Below are 18,574 nucleotides of genomic sequence, written 5' to 3'. Positions count from 1 at the left end.
GATCGGGCCGTTCCCCGCGCCCCTCGGGGGGGCGGCCCCCCCCTGGTGGGGGGCGGGTAACTGCGCGATCAGGCCCCGCTGGTCCGCACCCGTCATGGAGTTGTCTCGAGGCATTGGGCGATGCTGGGGGCGCAGGTGTGGTGGAGGCGGAGTGCTTCGGGGTCTGTCTCGTCCGTGATGGTCAAGGAGAAGCCGCGGGCGAGGGCGGGGCCCAGTTCGCCGAGGGGACGCCAGTGGAGGTGGAGTTCGCGGGCCTGGGAGGCCGAGCAGAGCAGGGCGTCGTCGTGGGTGAGGACGTCCGCCGCGGCGGCGGCCACCGTCGGGGCGGACATGAGTTGGGACGGGCGTAGACCCACCGCGTCGCGCAGGCGGGTGAGGCGGTCTCGGATGTGCGGTACGTCGTCCTCCGGCTGGAGCCACACGCGTCGGGGCCGTCGGTCGCGGTCGGCGCGGCCGGGGCGCAGGGTGTCGAGGTAGATCGGCCCGCCGCCCGGGTCGCGCGCGACCGCGAGGCCCAGCGGAACCGTCCACGTCGCCTCGGTGGGCGCCACCGCGAGCAGCGCCGCACGCACCTGGCGGGACGCCACGAGGTCGGCCCGCTCGGCCGGTCCGGCGGGGAACGGGTCGAGGAGGACCCCCTCCTCGTGCGCCCGAGCGATGAGGCGGGCCAGCGCGGCGGTCGGGCAGACGGCCGGCACGGCGAGCCGCAGCGGCCGGTGCCGGGCGGCCTGCGCCTCGTGCTCCAACCGGTCGGCGAGCCGCACGAGTTGCGTCGCCGTCGGCAGCAGGTCCCGGCCGAACGGCGTCAGCGTCACCGTCCGCGAGGACCGGTCCAGCAGCCGGCCGCCCAGGCGTCGCTCCAGCGCGGCGATACGGCGGCTCACCACCGACTGGGCCGTCCGGGCCGCCGCCGCGCCCACCGTGAAACTGCCGTGCTCGCTCACACTGACGAACGCCCGGCATGCCGCGACAAGATCCACCCGCCCCACTATGCCAAAACAGCATGGAAGCGAGCGTTCGAGTCTTGGACCCCGGCACCCCGTCAGCCCGAGAGTGCCCGGAGAACGATCGCCGCCGCCCGGGGACTTGACGCCTCGGGCCGGCGCTGCCGTATGTCCCCCACGGTTCGGAGGTCCATCCCATGTCGTATTCACCGCGTACTCGCCGGGGCGCCGCCTGGACGGTGGCCGGACTGCTCGCCCTCGCCACGCTTCCGGCGTGCGGGACCCAGGACTCCGGGGCCGGCTCCGGGGCGGGTTCCGGGTCCGGCTCACCCGCCGCCGCGGCGCGTCCCGCGTCGGCCACGGCCGCCGCCACGAAGCCCACCTCCGGTGAGTTCCGGGCGCTGGAGCGGGAGTTCGACGCCCGGCTCGGTGTCTACGCCCTGGACACCGGCACGGGACGGTCGGTCGGCTACCGGGCGGACGACCGGTTCGCGTACGCCTCCACCTTCAAGGCGCTGGCGGCCGGTGCCGTACTCCGGAAGTTCGGGACGGACGGCATCGACAAGGTGGTCAGGTTCTCGCGCGACGACCTCGTCGAGAACTCACCCGTCTCCGAGAACTTCGTCGAGACCGGCATGAGCCTGCGCGGGCTGTGCGCGGCGACCCTCTGGTACAGCGACAACACCGCGGTCAACCTGCTCCTGCACGAACTCGGCGGCCCCGACGGCCTGGAGCGGGTGCTGGAGGACCTCGGCGACGACGTCACCGAGATGGACCGGTACGAGACGGACATGAGCGAGGGCAAGCCGGGCGACATCCGGGACACCAGCAGCCCGCGCGCGATGGCGGGAAGCCTGCGTGCCTTCCTGCTCGGCGACGCCCTGGAGCGGGACGAACGCGAGCTTCTCCGGCGGTGGATGACGACGAACGTCACCGGCGGCACGCTGATCAAGGCCGGAGTCCCCGACACCTGGGAGGTCGCCGACAAGAGCGGCACGGCGGGCTACGGCGGACGCAACAACATCGCCGTGCTGTGGCCGGAGGACGGCGGCAACCCCGTTGTCATGGCGGTCCTGTCCACCCGCGGCAAGAAGGACGCCGAACGTGACGACGCCCTGATCGCCAAGGCGGCCACCGTGGCGATCGAGGGCCTCGGCCGCTAGCTGCCCCGTCCAGCCGTCCAACCGTCCAGCGGCCATCTCGGCCACCCCATGCCACCTCGCTCAACGGCCCTGCAGGGACTGCACGTTGTCGCCGAACGTCCAGTTCTTCGAGCCGTCCCAGTTGATCGACCAGGTCATCAGGCCCTTGAGCGAGGTGCCGTAGTGCCGCCAGGCCTGGGCGACGAGGGACGGTGACATGTGGCCGCCGCCCGCGCCCGGCTGCGCGGGCAGACCCGGCACCTGCTTGTCGTAGGGGACCCTGATGGTGGTGCCCTGGACGACCAGGCCCTTGTCGAGACAGTCGGTCTGGGCGACGAAGCCCTCGACGGTGCCGGCGGAGTAGGAGTCGCCGGAGCAGCCGTACATGCTGCCGTTGTAGTACTGCATGTTCAGCCACCACAGGCGGCCGTTGTCGGCGTACTTCTTGATGACGGGCAGATACGCGCCCCAGATCGAGCCGTAGACCACGCTGCCCCCGGTGACGTACGCGGTCTCCGGGGCCATCGTCAGGCCGAAGTTCGACGGCATCCGCGCGAGGATGCCGTCGATGATGCGGATCAGGTTGGCCTGGGACGTGGAGAGTTGGCCGATGTTGCCGCTGCCCGTCAGGCCGGTCTCGATGTCTATGTCGATGCCGTCGAAGTTGTACTTCTGCAGGATCGGGACGATCGTCGCGACGAACCGGTCCGCCACGGCCGTCGAGTTGAGGTCGATGCCGGCCGTCGCGCCGCCGATGGACATCAGGATCGTCCGGCCGGACGCCTTGGCCGCGCACATCTCGGCCGGCGTGGCCACCTTCACCCCGCTGTCCATGCCGTCCTCCCACAGGGCCGTGCCGTCGGAGTGGATGACCGGGAAGGCCGCGTTGATCACGTTGTAGCCGTGGGCCGCGATCCGGGAGTCGGTGATCGGGGTCCAGCCGAAGGGCGGATGGACGCCGTTGGCGGCGCCGTCCCAGTTCTCCCAGTAGCCCTGGAGGACCTTGCCGGACGGCTTCGACTTCACCGCACAGGTCTCGGCGGCGGAGGCGGAGGTGGCCACGGGCAGTTGGGCGAGGCAGGCGGTGGTCAGCGCGGTGGCGAGCAGGCGCAGGGCGCGGCGGAGCATACGGGCCTCCCGGTGGGGGTGCGGTGAGGTGTCGTAGGCATGACAGTGCTCTGGTCCAGACCTCTCGTCAATAGGTCTGGACCAGTAAGTGGGAGCGACTGGAGGGAGCGAGTGACAAATTTGGAATGACAGATATTGAAATCTGTCAGCTGTTAGGGCAGAGTGGAAGGCATGACGACGACACGAACCCGCACCCTCGGAACCACCGGCCCCCAGGTCTCCGCCCTCGGCCTCGGCTGCATGGGCATGTCCGGTATGTACGGCGAAGCGGACCGCGCCGAGTCCGTCGCCACCATCCACGCCGCCCTGGAAGCCGGCGTGACCCTGCTCGACACCGGCGACTTCTACGGCATGGGCCACAACGAACTGCTGATCAACGAGGCCCTGCGCACCGCCCCGGCCGCCCTGCGGGAGAACGCGCTGCTCAGCGTGAAGTTCGGCGCCCAACGCGGCCCGGACGGCGACTGGTACGGCTTCGACGCGAGCCCGGCCGCCGTGAAGACCTTCGCCGCGTACTCCCTCCAGCGCCTCGGCGTCGACCACATCGACGTCTACCGCCCCGCCCGGCTCGACCCGGACGTGCCGATCGAGGAGACCGTCGGCGCGATGGCGGAACTGGTCGAGAAGGGATACGTCCGCCACATCGGGCTCAGCGAGGTCGGCGCGGACACGATCCGCCGGGCCGCCGCCACCGCCCCGATCGCCGACCTCCAGATCGAGTACGCGCTCATCTCCCGCGGCCCCGAGCGGGAGATCCTGCCCACCCTGCGCGAACTGGGCATCGCCGTCACCGCGTACGGCGTGCTCTCCCGCGGACTGATCTCCGGCCATGTCGCCGACGGCCAGCAGTACGCGGCGAGCGACTTCCGCGCCCACTCACCCCGTTTCCAGGGCGACAACCTGCGGCGCAACCTGACGCTGGTCGAGTCCCTGCGCAAGATCGCCGAGCAGAAGGGCGTCACCGTCGCCCAGATCGCCATCGCCTGGGTGCTCTCCCGGGGCGAGGACATCGTGCCGCTCGTCGGCGCCCGCACCCGTGCACGGCTCGACGAGGCCCTCGGCGCCCTCGACGTGACCCTGGACGCGGCCGACCTCGCCGCCATCGAGGCCGCCGTACCCGCGGACGCGGCGGCCGGCGAGCGGTACGCCCCCGCCCAGATGGCCATGCTCGACAGCGAACGCTGATCGCGTGCCGGCCCCGGGTACCGTCTAGACATGCCTCCGACCAGCGAGACCCTGACCGCCGAGCGCATCCTCGAAGCGACCGAGGAGGTGCTGCGCCGCCACGGACCGGCCAAGGCCACCGTGGTCGACGTGGCCCGCGCGCTCGGCGTCAGCCATGGCAGCGTCTACCGGCACTTCCGTACGAAGTCCGCGCTGCGGGAGGCGGTGACGAAGAGGTGGCTGGACCGGACGACCGAGCTCCTGGCGGCGATCGTCGCGGCCCCGGACCTGGACCCGGAGACCCGGGTGCGCGAGTGGCTCGCTGCGCTCTTCGCCGCCAAGCGCCGCAAGGCGCTCGCCGACCCGGAACTGTTCGCCACCTACTCGGTGCTGACCACGGAGACCGCCGAGACGGTCGTCGGCGCGCACATCACCGAACTCACCGACCAGCTGACCGAGATCGTGCGCGCGGGCACCGCGGCGGGCACCTTCACCGTCGACGACCCGGCCGTCACGGCCGGCGCCCTCTTCCGCGCCACCGACCGCTTCCACGACCCGCACTACGCCAGGGAGTGGGAACGGCCGGGGGTGGAGGGGGAGTTCGAGGCCGTACTGGACCTGCTGGTGCGGGGGTTGCGGGCGGCGGCCTAGCTACTCCTTCGTCGTGCGGCCGAGGTAGGTCACCGGGCCCGGATCCGGTACCTCGATCTCGTGGAAGCCCATGCGGTCGTAGAAGGCCCTGGCCGGGGTGTTGGCCGTGACCATCGAGAGGTGGACGGCCGGGACTCCCTTGTCCTGGAGGGCCCTGAACAGGGTGCGCAGCAGCGCGCGGCCATGGCCCCGGCCCTGCCATTCGGGCAGCAGATCTATGTGCAGGTGGGCCGGGTAGGCGGCGACCTCCGGGACGAGCATGCGCTCCGGATGGTGCAGAAGCCCGATCATCGTCTCGTCCGGGGTGCTCGGCGGCCCGGAAGGCTCGGGATAGCGGCCGGCCGCCAACGGCAGCCACTCGCTGCGGAAGTCCGCCACGAAGCGCGGAGTGTCCGCGGCGCCGAGGACGTAACCGACCGCCCGGCCCGACCCGTCGTCCAGGACGAAGGCGAGGTCCGGTTCCAGGACGACGTACGGGATCGCGAAGGCCGTCGGAAAGATGCCCGGGTCCTTGTAGTACGGCCGGCTGTCGCCGCCCTCGTGCGCCGTGCGGACGCAGATGTCCTCGACGGCCTCGCGGTCCTCGGGGCGGTAGCGGCGAATGCGGGTCGTCATCGGGCCGATGCGGGTCGTCATCGGTCCGACTGCGCCTCGGTCGGATCCACCGTCGCCTGATGCGCCTCCGCGAGATGCTCCTCCGCCTTCAGCCAGGGCAGGAACTGCGCGCCCTGGCGCCAGCCGCAGGTGTCGCATCTGATCGTGCGCTGCGCGCCCTTGCGCTGCACCCGGACGACATGCTCGCGTCCGTGGTGGTCCCAGCGGCTCACCTTGCTCGTGTTGATCTCCAGCATGACGCCTCCAGCGTCCGAGGACATCGAGTCTTGGCGTGCGCGGCACCGGTCGGCGCCGCGCAGCAAGGAGTGTGCAGCATGAGCAACATCAACAGGGACTCCCGTCCGGCGAGTTGACCAACCTGTGGCCACACCCTCACCGGACGATCAACCTACGGTGCGCGGCAGCCGCAGGCTGAGCAGTCCGGTCAGCGCCACTCCGGCCAACTGGACGAGGAGCGTGGTGACCAGGGCGTCCCGCATGCCCAACCCGGGGACGAGGGAAAGGAAGAGCGTGCCCAGCGTCGCCACGCCCAGGGCCAGCGAAGACTGCTGGGTCGTGATCATCACCCCGCTGCCCACACCCGCCCGCGCGGTCGGCACCTCGGAGAGCACGATCCGGAACACGACGGGCAGTTGGAGGGCCTGACCGGCACCGGCGATCGACGCGCCGGGCAGCAGCTCGACGAACCCGAAGTCCGGCCAGGAACGCCAGACGGCAAGCGCCATCAGCGCCACCCCCAGGCCCTGGACCGCCGCTCCGGCGGTCACGACCCGGGTGCCGTGGCGGGCCACCAGCCGGGGCCCGGCCAGCGAGACGAAGAAGAACACCACCGCCATCGGGACGAGAGCCAGCCCCGCCGTCACCGGACCGAGGCCCGCACCCTGCTGCAACGCCACCGCGATCACGAACATGAAGCCGCTGAAGCCGATCGAGAACGGCACGATCATCACCAGACCGCGCCGGAGCGAGACGAGCTCGAACAGGCTCGGCGGCACCAGCGGCGTACGGCCCCGACGGTCCGCCCTGCGCTCCACCGCGTAGAACGCCGCCGCCACGAACGGGAACGCCGCCAGCGACAGCCACGTCCACAGCGGCCAGCCCGCCGCCCGGCCCTCGGTCAGCGGGGCCAGGAGCGCCAGGAGGGAGAGCGCGAGCAGGACGGTGCCGGGGCCGTCCACCGGCTCGGGGCGCTGGGATCGGGTCTCCGGGACCGCGCGGGCGGCCAGGAAGAGGCCGACGAGGACGATGGGCACGTTCACCAGGAACACCGAGCGCCAGCCGGTGCCCGCGATGTCGGCCGCGACGAGTACGCCGCCGAGGATCTGCCCGGCCACCATGGACAGGCCGGCCGTGGCGCCGTAGAGCCCCATGGCCCGCGCCCGGCGCTGACCCGCGGTGGCCGCCTGGATGGTCGCGAGCACCTGCGGCAGCATCGCCGCCGACGCCGCGCCCTGCGCGACCCGCGCCGCGACCAGCGTCCACGCACTGGGCGCGAGCCCGCACGCCAGCGAGGTCAGCCCGAAGGCCGCCATGCCGCCCAGGAAGAGCCGCCGCCGGCCGAACAGGTCACCGAGCCGCCCGCCGAGGACGAGCAGCACGGCGTACGCCAACCCGTAGCCCGCCACGACGAGTTCGAGTACGGCCTCGCTCGCCGCGAGGTCGTGGCCGATGGTGGGCAGGGCGACGTTGACGATGAAGAAGTCGATGAGCGGGAGTGCCGCGCCCAGCAGCACCGTGAAGAGGCCGAGGGCGCCGAGCGAGGGTGGTGCCGCGGTGGCCCGGCCGGCCGTGCGTGAAGTGATGGTTTCGGTCACGTTCACCAGGCTGCGGCGGCCCGGAGACTGGTACCAGAGTCTCGTTATCCTGGTAGCGGAACCACCTGGAAACAGGGTCCGGGCGGGGGCAGGGTGGAGGTATGACGACTGTGGCTCAGGAGACGGGGACGTGGGGATCCGGCGGTACGGCTGTGTCGGAGATCCGGCGCCATGAACTCGCCGCCTTCCTGCGGCACCGGCGTGAGCACATCACCCCCGAGCAGGTCGGCCTGCCCCGCGGCAGCCGGCGCCGGACACCGGGGCTGCGGCGCGAGGAGGTCGCCCAGCTCTCGGCGGTCGGCGTCACCTGGTACACGTGGCTGGAGCAGGCCCGGGACATCCAGGTCTCCGTCCAGGTCCTCGACGCCCTCGCCCGCACGCTGATGCTCGACCCCAGCGAGCGTTCCCACCTCTTCCAGCTGGCCGGGGCGGTGGATCCGACGCCGGCGACGACCTGCCCTTCGGTGACCCCCGCGATGCGGGCCGTCCTGGAGCAGCTGGAGCCGTATCCGGCCTGTCTGCAGAACAGCCGGTACGACATCCTCGCCTACAACCGGACGTACGGACTGCTGCTCTGCGACCTGGAGGCGGTGCCGCCCGAGGACCGCAACTGCATGGTCCTGTCGTACACCCACGACGAGTGGCGCTCGTCGATCGTGCACCTGGAGGAGACCCAGCGCCTCATGGCGGCCCGCTTCCGCGCCGCCATGGCCGGCCACCTCGCCGAGCCCGCCTGGAAGATGCTGCTGAAGAGGCTGCGCGCGGATTCCCCGGAGTTCCGCGAGGTCTGGGAACGCCATGAGGTGGTGGCGCACCGGAGCAAGCGGAAGGAGTTCCTCAACCGGCATGTGGGGCGGGTGGTGGTCGACCACACGGATCTGTGGCTGAGCCCGCAGGTGGGGCCGCGGATGGTGACGTATGTGCCGGCGGACGGGGAGTCGAGGGAACGTCTGGAGAAGCTGCACGAGATCGCCCTGAAGGGGCGCGGGGCTGTGTAGATTTGCGGCTCCGCCGCGTGGGCGCGACCAGCCCCCACCGGCCGTTGGCCGCCGAACTACGCACTGACCCGAGACGCGCCGCGCACCTCCGCCGACTCCAGCCGCTCAGCAGTACGTTCAGCGGTGCGCCGGGCCCACGGCCCGCTCGTCAACGCCCCCGCCACGAGAACCACAAGCCCGCACCCGGTGAGGATCCACCACCCCGGCCCGGCGGCCGACACGAACGTCTCCCGGTACGACGACGCCCCCACCCCGGCCGCCCCGATTTTCCTCGCCCCCGCCGCCCCTACCCGTCCCATCCCTGGGGGCTCCGCCCCCAGACCCCCGCATCGGCCCTCCGGGCCTCGTCCTCAAACGCCGGACGGGCTGAAGAACCTCAGGGGCGCGGGGCTGTGTCAATGTGCGGCTCCGCCGCGTGGGCGCGACCAGCCCCCACGCACCCGCACCCGAAGAACAACCCCCGGGGTCGAAGGGGCGGAGCCCTACGTCAGGAGGTCGTCCACCACGGCCTCACCCTCCCGGTACCGCCGCGTGATCTCCGCCCCGCAGTCGTCCGCCGTCCGCTGCAACCGCTGTCGGCGCCGGGACACCTGCTGCTCGTACCCCACGAGCCTCCCCATCGCGGCGTCCAGCTCGACATCCGTCCGCGCCTGAAGGTCCGACAGTTCCACCTCGGCCAGCATCTCGGCCGCCAGCAGCCGGTACTCCTCGCTCTGCGGGGTGCCCAGCGTGACATGGCGCGCCGAGGAGCGATGGCGGGCCGGGGCGTCGGTGAGGATCTCCGAGAGGCGCTCCACGACGGACGCCGCCCCCGCGGGAGACCGCCGCGCGAGCTCCGCACGCAGGATGTCGATCCGCCCCTGCAGCAGCCGGCGTACATAACTCAGGTCCGCCTCGTCCCGCTGCGCGTCCCGCCGCAGGGTGCGCAGTTCGGGCAGACTGAGCACGGTCAGATCGGGCTCGGGCGGATCGACGGGCAGCCGCGGATCCGCCCCCGGTCCCGGATCGTCGGCGGTGCGCTGCGTGGGCGGCCTCAGCCCGGTCGGCCGGCCCGCATGACTCAACACGACAGCCCCAGGAGGCTGCCCGGTACTCGGTGTGCTCATATGCCTCTACCGTCCCCTCGACCGGCGTGTGGAAGCATGGTGCCATCCCAAGTGGCCCCTATGTGACCGAGTGCCCACGAACAGCCCCAGATGGGGGCTTAAGGATCAAAAAAGAGGGCCCTTACGAGGGCACCTCCCGCGCACGGCATCATGGCCGCATGCGAGCTGTGGTGCAGAGGGTGGACGGCGCGAGTGTCGTCGTGGACGACGAGACCGTCGGCGAGATCACGGGCGAAGGGCTGTGCGTGCTCGTCGGTGTCACACATGACGACACCAAGGAGAAGGCGGCCGGGCTCGCCCGCAAACTCTGGTCGATCCGCATGCTGAACGACGAGAAGTCGTGCAGCGACATCGACGCCCCGCTCCTCGTCATCAGCCAGTTCACCCTCTACGGCGACGCCCGCAAGGGACGCCGGCCCACCTGGAACGCCGCCGCGCCCGGCGATGTCGCCGAGCCGCTCGTCGACGAGGTGGTCGCCCAACTCCGCGCCCTGGGCGCGACGGTGGCGACGGGCCGGTTCGGCGCCAAGATGCGGGTGGGTCTGACGAACGACGGCCCGTTCACCGTGCTGATCGAGGTCTAGAGACCGAGCGAAGCCGTACGGCCAGCGCCCTACGGCTCGACGACGACCTCCTGCGCCGCCGCCGTGTCCCCCGCCACCAGCGGGGCATCCAGCGGCACGTTGCGCTTGACCAGGGCCAGCGCCACCGGGCCCAGCTCATGGTGCCGTACCGATGTCGTGATGAAACCGATCTTGCGGCCGTCGGGGCCCTCGTCGGCCGTCCGGAGCTCCGTGCCGTGCGGGGGCAGATGGACCTCGCTGCCGTCCAGGTGCAGGAAGACCAGGCGGCGCGGCGGCTTGCCGAGGTTCTGGACCCGGGCGACCGTCTCCTGGCCGCGGTAGCAGCCCTTCTGCAGATGCACCGCGGTGCCGATCCAGCCCAGCTCGTGCGGGATGGTGCGGTGGTCGGTCTCGAAGCCGAGGCGCGGGCGGTGGTGTTCGACGCGGAGGGCTTCGTAGGCCAGGATTCCGGCCGCAGGGCCGGCCTTCTCCGCGTACGACTCCAGGTCCGCCCGGGGAAGGAACAGGTCACGGCCGTACGCCGTCTCGCGTACGACGGCGCCCTCGGGGACCTCGGCGATGGAGCCGGCGGGCAGGTGCACGACCGCGAACTCGGCGGTCCGGTCGGCGACTTCGACCTGGTAGAAGAACTTCATCGACTCCAGGTACGCGATCAGCGCGTCCTGGGTGCCGGGCTCGACATGGGCCCAGACCGTCGTGCCGTCGTCGACGAGATACAGCGCGTGTTCGATGTGGCCGTTCGCGGAGAGGATCAGCGCCTCGGTGGCCTCGCCCACCGGGAGGTCGCTGACGTGCTGGGTGAGCAGCAGATGCAGCCAGCTCAGCCGGTCCTGGCCGGTGACGGCGACGACCCCGCGGTGCGAGAGGTCGACGAAACCGGAGCCGTCGGCGAGGGCGCGCTGCTCGCGGAACAGATCGCCGTAGTGCGCGGCGACGCCTTCGTCCACGCCCTCGGCGGGCACGGCGCCGGGCAGGGTCAGCAGGGGGCTCTTCATATTCCTAAGCCTACGACTCGGTAGTTGAACTCTTCAGGGAGCAGTCCTTGCAGCGGCCGAAGATCGCGAAGTGCTTCATGTCGGTGTCGAAGCCGAAGGTCCGGCTCAGCTTGGCGGTGAACTCGGCGGCCACCTGGACGTCCGCCTCGATGACGTTCTCGCAGTCCCGGCAGACCAGGTGGAGATGGTGGTGGCGGTCGGCGAGGTGGTACGTCGGCGCACCGTGCCCGAGATGGGCGTGGCTGACCAGCCCGAGCTCCTCCAGGAGCTCCAGGGTCCGGTACACGGTGGAGATGTTGACCCCCGACGCGGTCTTCCTCACTTCCACGAGGATGTCGTCGGGGGTCGCGTGCTCAAGGGTGTCCACGGCTTCGAGGACAAGCTGACGCTGCGGCGTCAGCCGGTAGCCGCGCTGTCTGAGGTCGCTCTTCCAGTCGGTGCTCACCACACTGGAAGTCTAGGACTACTTGAAGAAGGCGATGCCGTCGTCCGGCATGTCGTCGGGCAGGGCCTTGGCCCAGCGCTCGACCTCCTCCGGGGTGACGACCTTCTTCAGGTGGGCCGACATGTAGGGGCGCAGCTCGACCTCGGGGGTCTGCTTCTCGCCGACCCACATCAGGTCGCTCTTGACGTAGCCGTAGAGCCGCTTGCCGCCGGTGTAGGGGCCCGAGGCGGCCGTACGGGCCACCGCGTCCGTGACCAGGTCGATCTGGGGCTTCTGCTTGGCCATCTCGCCGTACCAGACCTCGACGACGCCGTCGTTGCGGACCATCGTGACCTCGACCTTGCGGTCGGCGTCGATGCGCCAGAAGCCGTGCTCGGACTCCAGGGGACGGACCTTGTTCCCGTCGTTGTCCAGGACCCAGGTGTGGGACCGGTACTCCAGGAAGTCACGGCCGTCGTGCGTGAAGGTGACCTCCTGCCCGAAGTTGCACTTCTCGGAGCCGGGGAAGTCGTGCACGCCCGCACCCGCCCAGTTGCCGAGCAGGAAGGCGAGCGGGACGAGGTCCTTGTGGAGGTCGGACGGGATCTCGATCATGAGGGGAGGTTCCTAGGTGTGGGTCAGCGCTGGCCCTGGTACAGCTTCTTCACGGTCAGTCCGGCGAAGGCGAGAACGCCGACGCAGACCAGGACCAGCAGGGCTTCGAAGAAGATCTCCACGGGGTGCTCCTCGATTGAGCGCGGGGAATGCTTTGCGTACACAGGGCCGGGCCCCAGCTTACGCGGCCGGGGCCGGGCCCTCCGTGTGAGGTACGCCCTCGCGGGCTCAGCCCAGCAGCTGGCTCTGCAGGATCACCGTCTGCTGGAACGGGACGGCCGCGGCGCCGCCCTTGCGGGCCTGCACGACCAGCCCCAGCACGTCGCCCGAGACCAGGTACGCCTGCCGGACCTGCTCGGCGCCGTACGGCTTGGCCTCGGTGTAGGCGTAGTGCCGTACCTCGGCGACCTCGGCGTCGGTGGGGAAGCCCTCGTCGGTGTGCGTCTGCTCGGCGCCGCGCAGGGCGTAGGTGGGTGAGTCGTAGTTGGTGAGGTGGTCCTGCTGCAGCACGTCGGCCACCTGACCGGACTCGAACTGCAGCAGGTAGATCCGGGTGCGGGTACCGTCCGGCGTGGTCCAGCCGCGGGCCGCGACGTGCCGCAGGGCGTGGTCCGTGAGCAGCTGGCCGAGGTCGTCCCGGTCCTCCTGCTGTTCGTACGCCGCCAGGAAGTCCTTCGTCGCCAGCCAGCCGTCGCGCCCGCTCAGCTCCTTGTCCGCCGTGGCCCCCTTGGGCGCCGGCAGCAGCAGCTCGCGCAGGTCCGCGTGGTGCAGGGAGGCCGGGTTCTCCTCGGCGAACGGCTCCGGGCTGCCGGCGGGCAGCGGTGGCCTGGTGATCTCCGGGTACGTCCAGCGCCCGTCCGTCTCGGTCGCGAGACCGGGCACGTCCGTGCGTTCCATCCCCGTGATGCCGTACGCGGTGGAGGCGCCGACGGCGGCGAAGACGACGACGGTCGCGGTCCAGCGCAGGACGGCGCGCAGGACGCGGCGGTCCTTCTTCACGGGGGGAACGGGAGGCACGGCGGGGTCGACGGGGACGGCGGGGACTGCGAGGGCGGCCGGATCGCCCGCCGGCTCCGGCGGTGTGCCGGCCAGGGGGGCCGTCGCGGTGTTCTGCTGCTCGGTCATACGGCCTTCCCCGGGTCGTCGATGCGGTCGAGCTGTCGGGTGACGAACACCCCGATGCCGGCCAGGTCGACCGGTCGGACGCCCGCGGCGGTGAAGCTGATCAGCACGTCTCCCGAGTAGGCCGCGCAGAACACCCCGTCGAGCTTCTCGTCCTCGCCCTTGGGCGTCAGGAAGCACTTGGCGTTCTTGTGGCCCTCGATCTTCGGACCCTTGCGGAAGACGCCGAGGTCGGAGAAGAACTCGTTCTGGGACGTCGCGATGTCCCGGGCGGCCTCACGGCTCTCCATCCGTGCGAGGGCGACGCTGACGGAGAACGCCTCGTCGAAGTTGATCGCCCGGCGGGTCGCGTAGACGTAGCTGCGCATCGCCATGCCCTTGACGCTCTGCTTGTCGATCTCCTTCTCCAGCTGCCGGCGCTGGGTGCGGGGCAGGTCCTTGAGCGACTCCTTGCGCAGGGCGGTGGCCTGACGGCCGCTGAGCTCGGCGTCGGCCCCGAACTCCCCGAGGTCGGGACCGCGGGTGTAGCCGTTCTCCCCGTACGGCAGCAGCAGCCCCCGCAGCCCCGAGGCCGCCTTCTCCGCCTTGGCACCGGCCGCGGACGGCTTGGGGAACTTCCAGGTAGGCCGCCCCGGATCCCGGTCGGCCCCCTGGACGGTGACGACCGTGTACCCGGCCCCGGCGACGACGGCCCCCAGCAGCAGGACGGTCCCGACGAGGGCGGCGAGCCGCGAGGACCGTGGCCGCTTACGCTCGGGGCCGGCGGGGTTCTCAGTCCCGCCTTGGGGGTTCGCGACGCTCTCGCCGCCCGCGGCACTCTCGGCGGTCTGGAGGTTCTCGGAGCCGTCGACACTCTGTGCGCTCTGGAGGTTCTCGGGGCCTTCGACGCCCTCGGCGCTCCGGGCATTCTCGGCGCTGTCGGCGCTGTCGGAGCTCCGGACGTTCTCGGCGTGCGCGGCACCCTCGGCGTTCTCGGCGCCGGCGGCGGTCTGGAGGCTGTCGGAGCCTCTGGCACCCGCGGCGCCCTCAGCGCCCTCCACGCTCCGGACATTCTCGGCGCCCGCAGCGCTCTCGGCGCTCTCGGCGCGATCGGCGTTCTGGGGGCCGTCAGAAGATTTCTCGGTCACAGCCGCCCCATCTGCCGCTTGGCGAGATCCATGATCTTCTCCTTGGAGATCGGCTTGGTGTCGAAGACCCAGATGTTCATCGCGATGTCGCCGCGCCAGGCGTGTGCCTCGGCCGAGTAGAGCGGGAGGTAGCCGGCGTTCCGCTCCGGGGTGTCGTGCACGTACGCCATGCCGTCACCCGTGCCGGGGATGGGCCAGCTGCGGGTGTCGGAGCGCTTCTCGGCCCAGTAGTGCGCGTCCTCGGCGTGACCGGGGGCCGCCATGGCCTGCTCCTGGCGGAACTGCGCCAACTCGATCTCGACGTTGTAGGTGGTGCCCACGCGCCAGCTCGTGACGGCGGCGCGGCGGAACTCGTCGCTGACGAGGCCGCTGAACATCTCTCCCGGCTCGTCGTAGCCATCCGCGTAGTCGGCGAGGTCCAACCAGCCGTCGGTGCCCGCCGTGACCACGGTGTCCCGCGCGCCCTTGGGACGCGGGAGCAGCAGCTCGCGCAGATCACCGTCGGTCTTCAACCGGCGGTCCTCGGCGGCCGACAGCGGCTCGGCCACGCCCTTGGCCCGTTCGACCACGGGCTGGGAGAGGGGCGGCAGCTTCGTGGGCCGGCGCTCGGCCTGCACCAGGTAACCGGTACAGGTCCCGGCGACGAGCCCGAGCACCGCTCCGGCGATCAGGAGCGCCGCGGTGCGCCCACGACGACGAGGCCGCGGCGCGACCGGCGCGTCGGCCGCCTCGCCTCTTTCTTCAGGTACATCCAAGACGTCCCCCACGCAACATGAAGTGCGCATTCCGTATGCGCGCGCACAGGAGACCCATGGCCAACGCCTCAGGTTGTAAGGGAGTTGATTACGATTCGGGCATGGCGAAGAAGCTGGTGATCAAGGTGACGGCGGGGGCCGATGCCCCCGAACGCTGCTCGCAGGCGTTCACGGTCGCGGCGGTGGCCGTGGCCAGCGGCGTCGACGTCTCCGTATGGCTGACCGGCGAGTCGGCGTGGTTTGCCCTGCCGGGCCGCGCCGCCGAGTTCGAACTCCCCCACGCGGCCCCGCTGCCCGACCTGATCGACGCGGTCCTCGCGAGCGGCCGCCTCACCCTGTGCACCCAGTGCGCGGCCCGCCGGGACATCACGGAGAAGGACGTCATCGAGGGCGTACGGATCGCGGGAGCGCAGGTCTTCGTGCAGGAGGCCCTCGGGGACGAGACGCAGGCGCTCGTCTACTGAGACGTCGTCTACTGAGACGCCCGGCCGACGCACGCCTACTGTCGCGGACGCTTCTTGCCGTCCAGCTCGTCCCACCACTCGTCGGACTGCGGATCCCCGGACGGGTCGTCCCACCAGCGGTCCTCCGGCCCCCGCCGGTTGGCGACCATCGCGGCCAGCGGCGGGATGACCATGGCCACCACACACATCCCCACGGCCACCGGCACCGACCAGAGCCGCACGACGCCCCACGCCAGGACGAAGAGCGTGATGCACGTCCCCATCATGGCGAAGTAGATGTGCCGTCGCCGTGCGTACATGCCTCCAGGGTAGGTCCGGGTCAGGCGCACGCCGAAGGGCCGTACCCCGGGTGTCCAACCCGTGCGGGGTACGGCCCTTCGGCCGGTCAGGGTGTTGCTCAGACCGTGATGGCCACCTCGGCCAGGCCGCCCTGCTGGGCGACGACCGTGCGGTCGGCAGTGCCGCCGGGGACCAGCGCGCGTACGGTCCAGGTGCCCTCGGCCGCGTAGAAGCGGAACTGGCCCGTGGCGGAGGTGGGGACCTCCGCGGTGAACTCGCCGGTCGAGTCCAGCAGGCGGACGTAACCGACCACCGGCTCGCCGTCCTTGGTCACCTGGCCCTGGATCGTGGTCTCACCGGGCTTGATCGTCGAGGCGTCGGGGCCGCCGGCCTTCGCTCCACACATGTCTTTCTCCAAGAGGGGTCTGACCGGAAACGAAGGCCGGTCGGGATGGAAGAGGTTTGCTTACTTGTTGGCGCCGAGCTCGATCGGAACGCCGACGAGACTGCCGTACTCGGTCCAGGAGCCGTCGTAGTTCTTGACGTTCTCCACACCGAGCAGCTCGTGCAGCACGAACCAGGTCAGCGCGGAGCGCTCACCGATGCGGCAGTAGGCGATGGTGTCCTTCGCCAGGTCGACCTGCTCCTCGGCGTAGAGCTCCTTGAGCTCGTCGTCCGACTTGAAGGTGCCGTCGTCGTTGGCGTTCTTCGACCACGGGATGTTGCGGGCGGACGGGACGTGGCCCGGACGCTGCGACTGCTCCTGCGGCAGGTGGGCCGGGGCGAGCAGCTTGCCGCTGAACTCGTCGGGCGAACGCACGTCGACCAGGTTCTGCGAACCGATGGCCGCCACGACGTCGTCGCGGAAGGCGCGGATGGCGGTGTTCTGCGGCTTGGCCTTGTAGACGGTCTCGGCGCGCTCCGGGACCTCCTCGACCAGCTCGCGGGCGTCCAGCTCCCACTTCTTGCGGCCGCCGTCGAGAAGCTTGACGTTCTCGTGGCCGTAGAGCTTGAAGTACCAGTAGGCGTACGACGCGAACCAGTTGTTGTTGCCGCCGTAGAGGATCACCAGCGTGTCGTTGGCGATGCCCTTCGCCGACAGGAGCTTCTCGAAGCCCTCCTGGTCGATGAAGTCGCGGCGGACCGGGTCCTGCAGGTCCTTGGTCCAGTCGATGCGGATCGCGTTCTTGATGTGGTTCTTCTCGTAGGCGGACGTGTCTTCGTCCACCTCCACGATCGCGATGGCGGGGTTGTCCAGGTTCTCCTGGACCCAGTCGGCGTCGACGAGGACGTCGCTGCGGCTCATGCTCTTCTCTCCTCCGGGGCAGTTGCGGCGGGGCGTGCGAGTGTGAGGGGTGCGCGCTCGGGCGAGACGACGCACCTGTGCCCTGGTCGGGGCAGCGGGGAAACGCGGAAGTCGGAGCTTCCGCTCAGAAGGGGCGACAGAGCATGGCGGCAACGCGGCAGAGGTCTACTGCCCGCCGCTTCGTGAGATCCGCCTGTCGCTTCATGGGCTCGATCGTAGGGACGGACATGCGGGCGTGTCACCGGTGTGTCGCATATTGAGACGAGATTGTCCACGATACGGGATCGAGAGCCCGCCGAGGCCGGTCCCGCACGGCTTTCGGGCGCACGTATCGGCGGTCACATCTGCGGTGCGGACGGCGCTGTCTCGCCAGTTGGACACGGGAGGGGAGGGAGGGAGAGGAGAGGTCGGAGCCGTACTACCCCGCGAGGCGGACGTTCGAACCCTTCACCGTGATCTCGACGCCGTTCTTCGCCGCCTGGACCTGGTCGAGCTGGATGCCGCCGGGGAGACCGTCGATCTTCTGCTCGAAGTCGGTGATGGCGCGGGCCCGGTTCTCGGCGATGTCGGCGCCGCCGAAGTCGGGGAGGGTGTCGGCGTGCACCTTCACGGTGTCGCCCTCGGTGGTGACCGAGCTGAGGACGTAGACCGGGTTCGGGAGCTTGGTGCCGAGGACGGTGGCCTCTACGGCGACCTTGATCTTGCCGTTGCCGCCGTCCGACAGTCCGATGACGCTGGCGGTGACGCCGGGGGCGACCTCGGTGGGCTCGGACTTGGCGGTCTTCAGGAGCTCGGCGTAGGTGATGGACGCGGTTCCGGTGGCGGTGGTCGCGGTGGCGGAGCTGTAGTCGCCGGAGAACTCGACGCCCTTCATGTTCGCCGTCAGGTCGTCGATCCGGATCGTCTTGCCGTCGGTACCGGTCGCGGCCTCGTAGTCCTTGATGCCGACCTCGACGTCGTCCAGCGAGCCGCTCGCGACCTGGGTCAGGAACGGGAAGCCCTTGATGGAGACGTCCGGGGCGGTGGGGAGGTTCTCGGAGGTCTGGAGCTTTCCGGCGGCCTCGTCCTCGGCGAACCCCACGGCGAGGCGGTCGGCCAGCACGAAGAGGCCGCCCAGGATCACGACGGTTATCAGCAGTATCCGCAGGGCTCGCATGTTGTGGTGTTCCCCCACCTCAGAGTCGTCAACGACGACGAGCGTAACCCTGCGAAACCCTCACCCCACGGATTTGTCGATCACCTGTGACACCAAGGGTCGTTCGTCGGCTGCGAGCCGGCGGAGGCTGATCGCGCAGTTCCCCGCGCCCCTGAAGGCCTTTCAGCCCGTCCGGCGTTTGAGGA

At 70.6% G+C, this 18,574-nt stretch carries 23 protein-coding genes and 1 pseudogene; 6 read left to right on the top strand and 18 right to left on the bottom strand.

Features of this window, described 5'->3' with window-relative positions:
• Positions 1-92 precede the first annotated feature (92 nt).
• Positions 93-980: a LysR family transcriptional regulator gene (locus L0P92_RS37745; protein ID WP_234767593.1), complete on the bottom strand. Its 888-nt coding sequence runs from the start codon at positions 978-980 to the stop codon at positions 93-95.
• Positions 981-1,141: 161 nt separating this feature from the next.
• Here L0P92_RS37745 and bla point away from each other — a divergent pair, with 161 nt between their 5' ends.
• A complete protein-coding gene (bla, locus tag L0P92_RS37740) occupies positions 1,142-2,107 on the top strand; it encodes a class A beta-lactamase (RefSeq protein WP_234767592.1) in 966 nt (321 codons plus the stop codon).
• A gap of 60 nt (positions 2,108-2,167) precedes the next feature.
• Here bla and L0P92_RS37735 read toward each other — a convergent pair whose 3' ends face one another.
• On the bottom strand, positions 2,168-3,214 hold the full coding sequence (locus L0P92_RS37735) for a chitinase (RefSeq protein ID WP_234767591.1): 1,047 nt from the start codon (positions 3,212-3,214) through the stop codon (positions 2,168-2,170).
• A 171-nt stretch (positions 3,215-3,385) separates the two neighbouring features.
• Between L0P92_RS37735 and L0P92_RS37730 the strand changes: the two genes are divergently transcribed.
• Entirely contained in the window at positions 3,386-4,399 is a 1,014-nt protein-coding gene (locus L0P92_RS37730) for an aldo/keto reductase (RefSeq protein WP_234767589.1), read from the top strand.
• 30 nt (positions 4,400-4,429) lie between these two features.
• Positions 4,430-5,029 carry a TetR/AcrR family transcriptional regulator gene (locus tag L0P92_RS37725; RefSeq protein WP_234767588.1) on the top strand — a complete coding sequence of 200 codons (600 nt, stop codon included), beginning with the start codon at positions 4,430-4,432 and terminating at the stop codon, positions 5,027-5,029.
• Here L0P92_RS37725 and L0P92_RS37720 read toward each other — a convergent pair whose 3' ends face one another.
• The 3 genes from L0P92_RS37720 to L0P92_RS37710 form a co-directional block, all read right to left on the bottom strand.
• Positions 5,030-5,665, bottom strand: a complete 636-nt coding sequence (locus tag L0P92_RS37720; protein ID WP_234767587.1) for a GNAT family N-acetyltransferase — start codon at positions 5,663-5,665, stop codon at positions 5,030-5,032.
• Positions 5,662-5,880 carry a hypothetical protein gene (locus L0P92_RS37715; RefSeq protein ID WP_062714326.1) on the bottom strand — a complete coding sequence of 73 codons (219 nt, stop codon included), beginning with the start codon at positions 5,878-5,880 and terminating at the stop codon, positions 5,662-5,664. The genes L0P92_RS37720 and L0P92_RS37715 overlap by 4 nt, the downstream gene beginning before the upstream one ends.
• Before the next feature lie 147 nt (positions 5,881-6,027).
• Positions 6,028-7,458 (bottom strand): MFS transporter, encoded by a 1,431-nt coding sequence (locus tag L0P92_RS37710; protein ID WP_234767585.1) that lies wholly within the window; start codon positions 7,456-7,458, stop codon positions 6,028-6,030.
• Between the two features lie 101 nt (positions 7,459-7,559).
• On the opposite strand from L0P92_RS37710, the gene L0P92_RS37705 reads away from it, so the two are divergent.
• Positions 7,560-8,456 carry a helix-turn-helix transcriptional regulator gene (locus L0P92_RS37705; RefSeq protein WP_234767584.1) on the top strand — a complete coding sequence of 299 codons (897 nt, stop codon included), beginning with the start codon at positions 7,560-7,562 and terminating at the stop codon, positions 8,454-8,456.
• A gap of 56 nt (positions 8,457-8,512) precedes the next feature.
• On the opposite strand, the pseudogene L0P92_RS45830 reads toward L0P92_RS37705, so the two are convergent.
• Together L0P92_RS45830 and L0P92_RS37695 are read right to left on the bottom strand one after the other, a co-directional pair.
• Positions 8,513-8,716 (bottom strand): annotated as a pseudogene (locus L0P92_RS45830) (MFS transporter); the annotation flags it as partial.
• Positions 8,717-8,938: 222 nt separating this feature from the next.
• Entirely contained in the window at positions 8,939-9,562 is a 624-nt protein-coding gene (locus L0P92_RS37695) for an RsiG family protein (RefSeq protein ID WP_234767583.1), read from the bottom strand.
• Positions 9,563-9,720: 158 nt separating this feature from the next.
• On the opposite strand from L0P92_RS37695, the gene dtd reads away from it, so the two are divergent.
• On the top strand, positions 9,721-10,146 hold the full coding sequence (gene dtd, locus L0P92_RS37690; protein WP_234767582.1) for a D-aminoacyl-tRNA deacylase: 426 nt from the start codon (positions 9,721-9,723) through the stop codon (positions 10,144-10,146).
• Positions 10,147-10,175: 29 nt separating this feature from the next.
• On the opposite strand, the gene ygfZ is transcribed toward dtd, so the two are convergent.
• The 6 genes from ygfZ to L0P92_RS37660 all read right to left on the bottom strand — a co-directional run bounded on the left by ygfZ (position 10,176) and on the right by L0P92_RS37660 (position 15,184).
• Positions 10,176-11,141 carry a CAF17-like 4Fe-4S cluster assembly/insertion protein YgfZ gene (gene ygfZ / locus L0P92_RS37685; protein WP_234767581.1) on the bottom strand — a complete coding sequence of 322 codons (966 nt, stop codon included), beginning with the start codon at positions 11,139-11,141 and terminating at the stop codon, positions 10,176-10,178.
• 10 nt (positions 11,142-11,151) lie between these two features.
• Positions 11,152-11,589 (bottom strand): Fur family transcriptional regulator, encoded by a 438-nt coding sequence (locus L0P92_RS37680; RefSeq protein ID WP_234767579.1) that lies wholly within the window; start codon positions 11,587-11,589, stop codon positions 11,152-11,154.
• A gap of 15 nt (positions 11,590-11,604) precedes the next feature.
• The gene (locus tag L0P92_RS37675) at positions 11,605-12,180 is read right to left on the bottom strand and encodes a heme-binding beta-barrel domain-containing protein (protein WP_234767577.1); all 576 of its coding nucleotides are present in this window, start codon (positions 12,178-12,180) and stop codon (positions 11,605-11,607) included.
• A gap of 228 nt (positions 12,181-12,408) precedes the next feature.
• Positions 12,409-13,305, bottom strand: a complete 897-nt coding sequence (locus L0P92_RS37670; RefSeq protein ID WP_234767576.1) for a hypothetical protein — start codon at positions 13,303-13,305, stop codon at positions 12,409-12,411.
• Positions 13,302-14,342, bottom strand: a complete 1,041-nt coding sequence (locus L0P92_RS37665; protein WP_234767575.1) for a hypothetical protein — start codon at positions 14,340-14,342, stop codon at positions 13,302-13,304. The genes L0P92_RS37670 and L0P92_RS37665 overlap by 4 nt, the downstream gene beginning before the upstream one ends.
• Positions 14,343-14,425: 83 nt before the next feature.
• A complete protein-coding gene (locus L0P92_RS37660) occupies positions 14,426-15,184 on the bottom strand; it encodes a hypothetical protein (RefSeq protein WP_234767574.1) in 759 nt (252 codons plus the stop codon).
• Positions 15,185-15,285: 101 nt separating this feature from the next.
• Between L0P92_RS37660 and L0P92_RS37655 the strand changes: the two genes are divergently transcribed.
• Positions 15,286-15,648, top strand: coding sequence for a DsrE family protein (locus tag L0P92_RS37655; RefSeq protein WP_234767572.1), 363 nt, complete (start codon positions 15,286-15,288; stop codon positions 15,646-15,648).
• 35 nt (positions 15,649-15,683) lie between these two features.
• Here the strand turns inward: L0P92_RS37655 and L0P92_RS37650 are convergent, their stop codons facing one another.
• From L0P92_RS37650 to L0P92_RS37635, 5 genes are all read right to left on the bottom strand, one after another.
• Positions 15,684-15,947: a DUF3099 domain-containing protein gene (locus L0P92_RS37650; RefSeq protein WP_234767571.1), complete on the bottom strand. Its 264-nt coding sequence runs from the start codon at positions 15,945-15,947 to the stop codon at positions 15,684-15,686.
• 98 nt (positions 15,948-16,045) lie between these two features.
• Positions 16,046-16,333, bottom strand: a complete 288-nt coding sequence (locus L0P92_RS37645; protein WP_062723811.1) for a DUF1416 domain-containing protein — start codon at positions 16,331-16,333, stop codon at positions 16,046-16,048.
• A gap of 60 nt (positions 16,334-16,393) precedes the next feature.
• Positions 16,394-17,233: a sulfurtransferase gene (locus tag L0P92_RS37640; protein WP_030957142.1), complete on the bottom strand. Its 840-nt coding sequence runs from the start codon at positions 17,231-17,233 to the stop codon at positions 16,394-16,396.
• A 124-nt stretch (positions 17,234-17,357) separates the two neighbouring features.
• On the bottom strand, positions 17,358-17,438 hold the full coding sequence (locus L0P92_RS45825) for an Ms5788A family Cys-rich leader peptide (protein WP_350751515.1): 81 nt from the start codon (positions 17,436-17,438) through the stop codon (positions 17,358-17,360).
• 213 nt (positions 17,439-17,651) lie between these two features.
• Positions 17,652-18,389, bottom strand: coding sequence for an LmeA family phospholipid-binding protein (locus L0P92_RS37635; protein WP_234767568.1), 738 nt, complete (start codon positions 18,387-18,389; stop codon positions 17,652-17,654).
• Positions 18,390-18,574 lie beyond the last annotated feature (185 nt).

Origin of the sequence: Streptomyces muensis (assembly GCF_021474425.1) — a bacterium.
GTDB lineage: Bacteria > Actinomycetota > Actinomycetes > Streptomycetales > Streptomycetaceae > Streptomyces > Streptomyces muensis.
This window is presented reverse-complemented; position numbering and strand designations above follow the sequence as displayed.

Coding starts and splice junctions, on each gene's coding strand:
- bla (WP_234767592.1), top strand. CDS start 1,142: ATGTCGTATTCACCGCGTACTCGCCGGGGCGCCGCCTGGACGGTGGCC.
- L0P92_RS37735 (WP_234767591.1), bottom strand. CDS start 3,214: ATGCTCCGCCGCGCCCTGCGCCTGCTCGCCACCGCGCTGACCACCGCC.
- L0P92_RS37730 (WP_234767589.1), top strand. CDS start 3,386: ATGACGACGACACGAACCCGCACCCTCGGAACCACCGGCCCCCAGGTC.
- L0P92_RS37725 (WP_234767588.1), top strand. CDS start 4,430: ATGCCTCCGACCAGCGAGACCCTGACCGCCGAGCGCATCCTCGAAGCG.
- L0P92_RS37720 (WP_234767587.1), bottom strand. CDS start 5,665: ATGACGACCCGCATCGGCCCGATGACGACCCGCATTCGCCGCTACCGC.
- L0P92_RS37715 (WP_062714326.1), bottom strand. CDS start 5,880: ATGCTGGAGATCAACACGAGCAAGGTGAGCCGCTGGGACCACCACGGA.
- L0P92_RS37705 (WP_234767584.1), top strand. CDS start 7,560: ATGACGACTGTGGCTCAGGAGACGGGGACGTGGGGATCCGGCGGTACG.
- L0P92_RS37695 (WP_234767583.1), bottom strand. CDS start 9,562: ATGAGCACACCGAGTACCGGGCAGCCTCCTGGGGCTGTCGTGTTGAGT.
- dtd (WP_234767582.1), top strand. CDS start 9,721: ATGCGAGCTGTGGTGCAGAGGGTGGACGGCGCGAGTGTCGTCGTGGAC.
- ygfZ (WP_234767581.1), bottom strand. CDS start 11,141: ATGAAGAGCCCCCTGCTGACCCTGCCCGGCGCCGTGCCCGCCGAGGGC.
- L0P92_RS37675 (WP_234767577.1), bottom strand. CDS start 12,180: ATGATCGAGATCCCGTCCGACCTCCACAAGGACCTCGTCCCGCTCGCC.
- L0P92_RS37670 (WP_234767576.1), bottom strand. CDS start 13,305: ATGACCGAGCAGCAGAACACCGCGACGGCCCCCCTGGCCGGCACACCG.
- L0P92_RS37655 (WP_234767572.1), top strand. CDS start 15,286: ATGGCGAAGAAGCTGGTGATCAAGGTGACGGCGGGGGCCGATGCCCCC.
- L0P92_RS37650 (WP_234767571.1), bottom strand. CDS start 15,947: ATGTACGCACGGCGACGGCACATCTACTTCGCCATGATGGGGACGTGC.
- L0P92_RS37645 (WP_062723811.1), bottom strand. CDS start 16,333: ATGTGTGGAGCGAAGGCCGGCGGCCCCGACGCCTCGACGATCAAGCCC.
- L0P92_RS37640 (WP_030957142.1), bottom strand. CDS start 17,233: ATGAGCCGCAGCGACGTCCTCGTCGACGCCGACTGGGTCCAGGAGAAC.
- L0P92_RS45825 (WP_350751515.1), bottom strand. CDS start 17,438: ATGAAGCGACAGGCGGATCTCACGAAGCGGCGGGCAGTAGACCTCTGC.
- L0P92_RS37635 (WP_234767568.1), bottom strand. CDS start 18,389: ATGCGAGCCCTGCGGATACTGCTGATAACCGTCGTGATCCTGGGCGGC.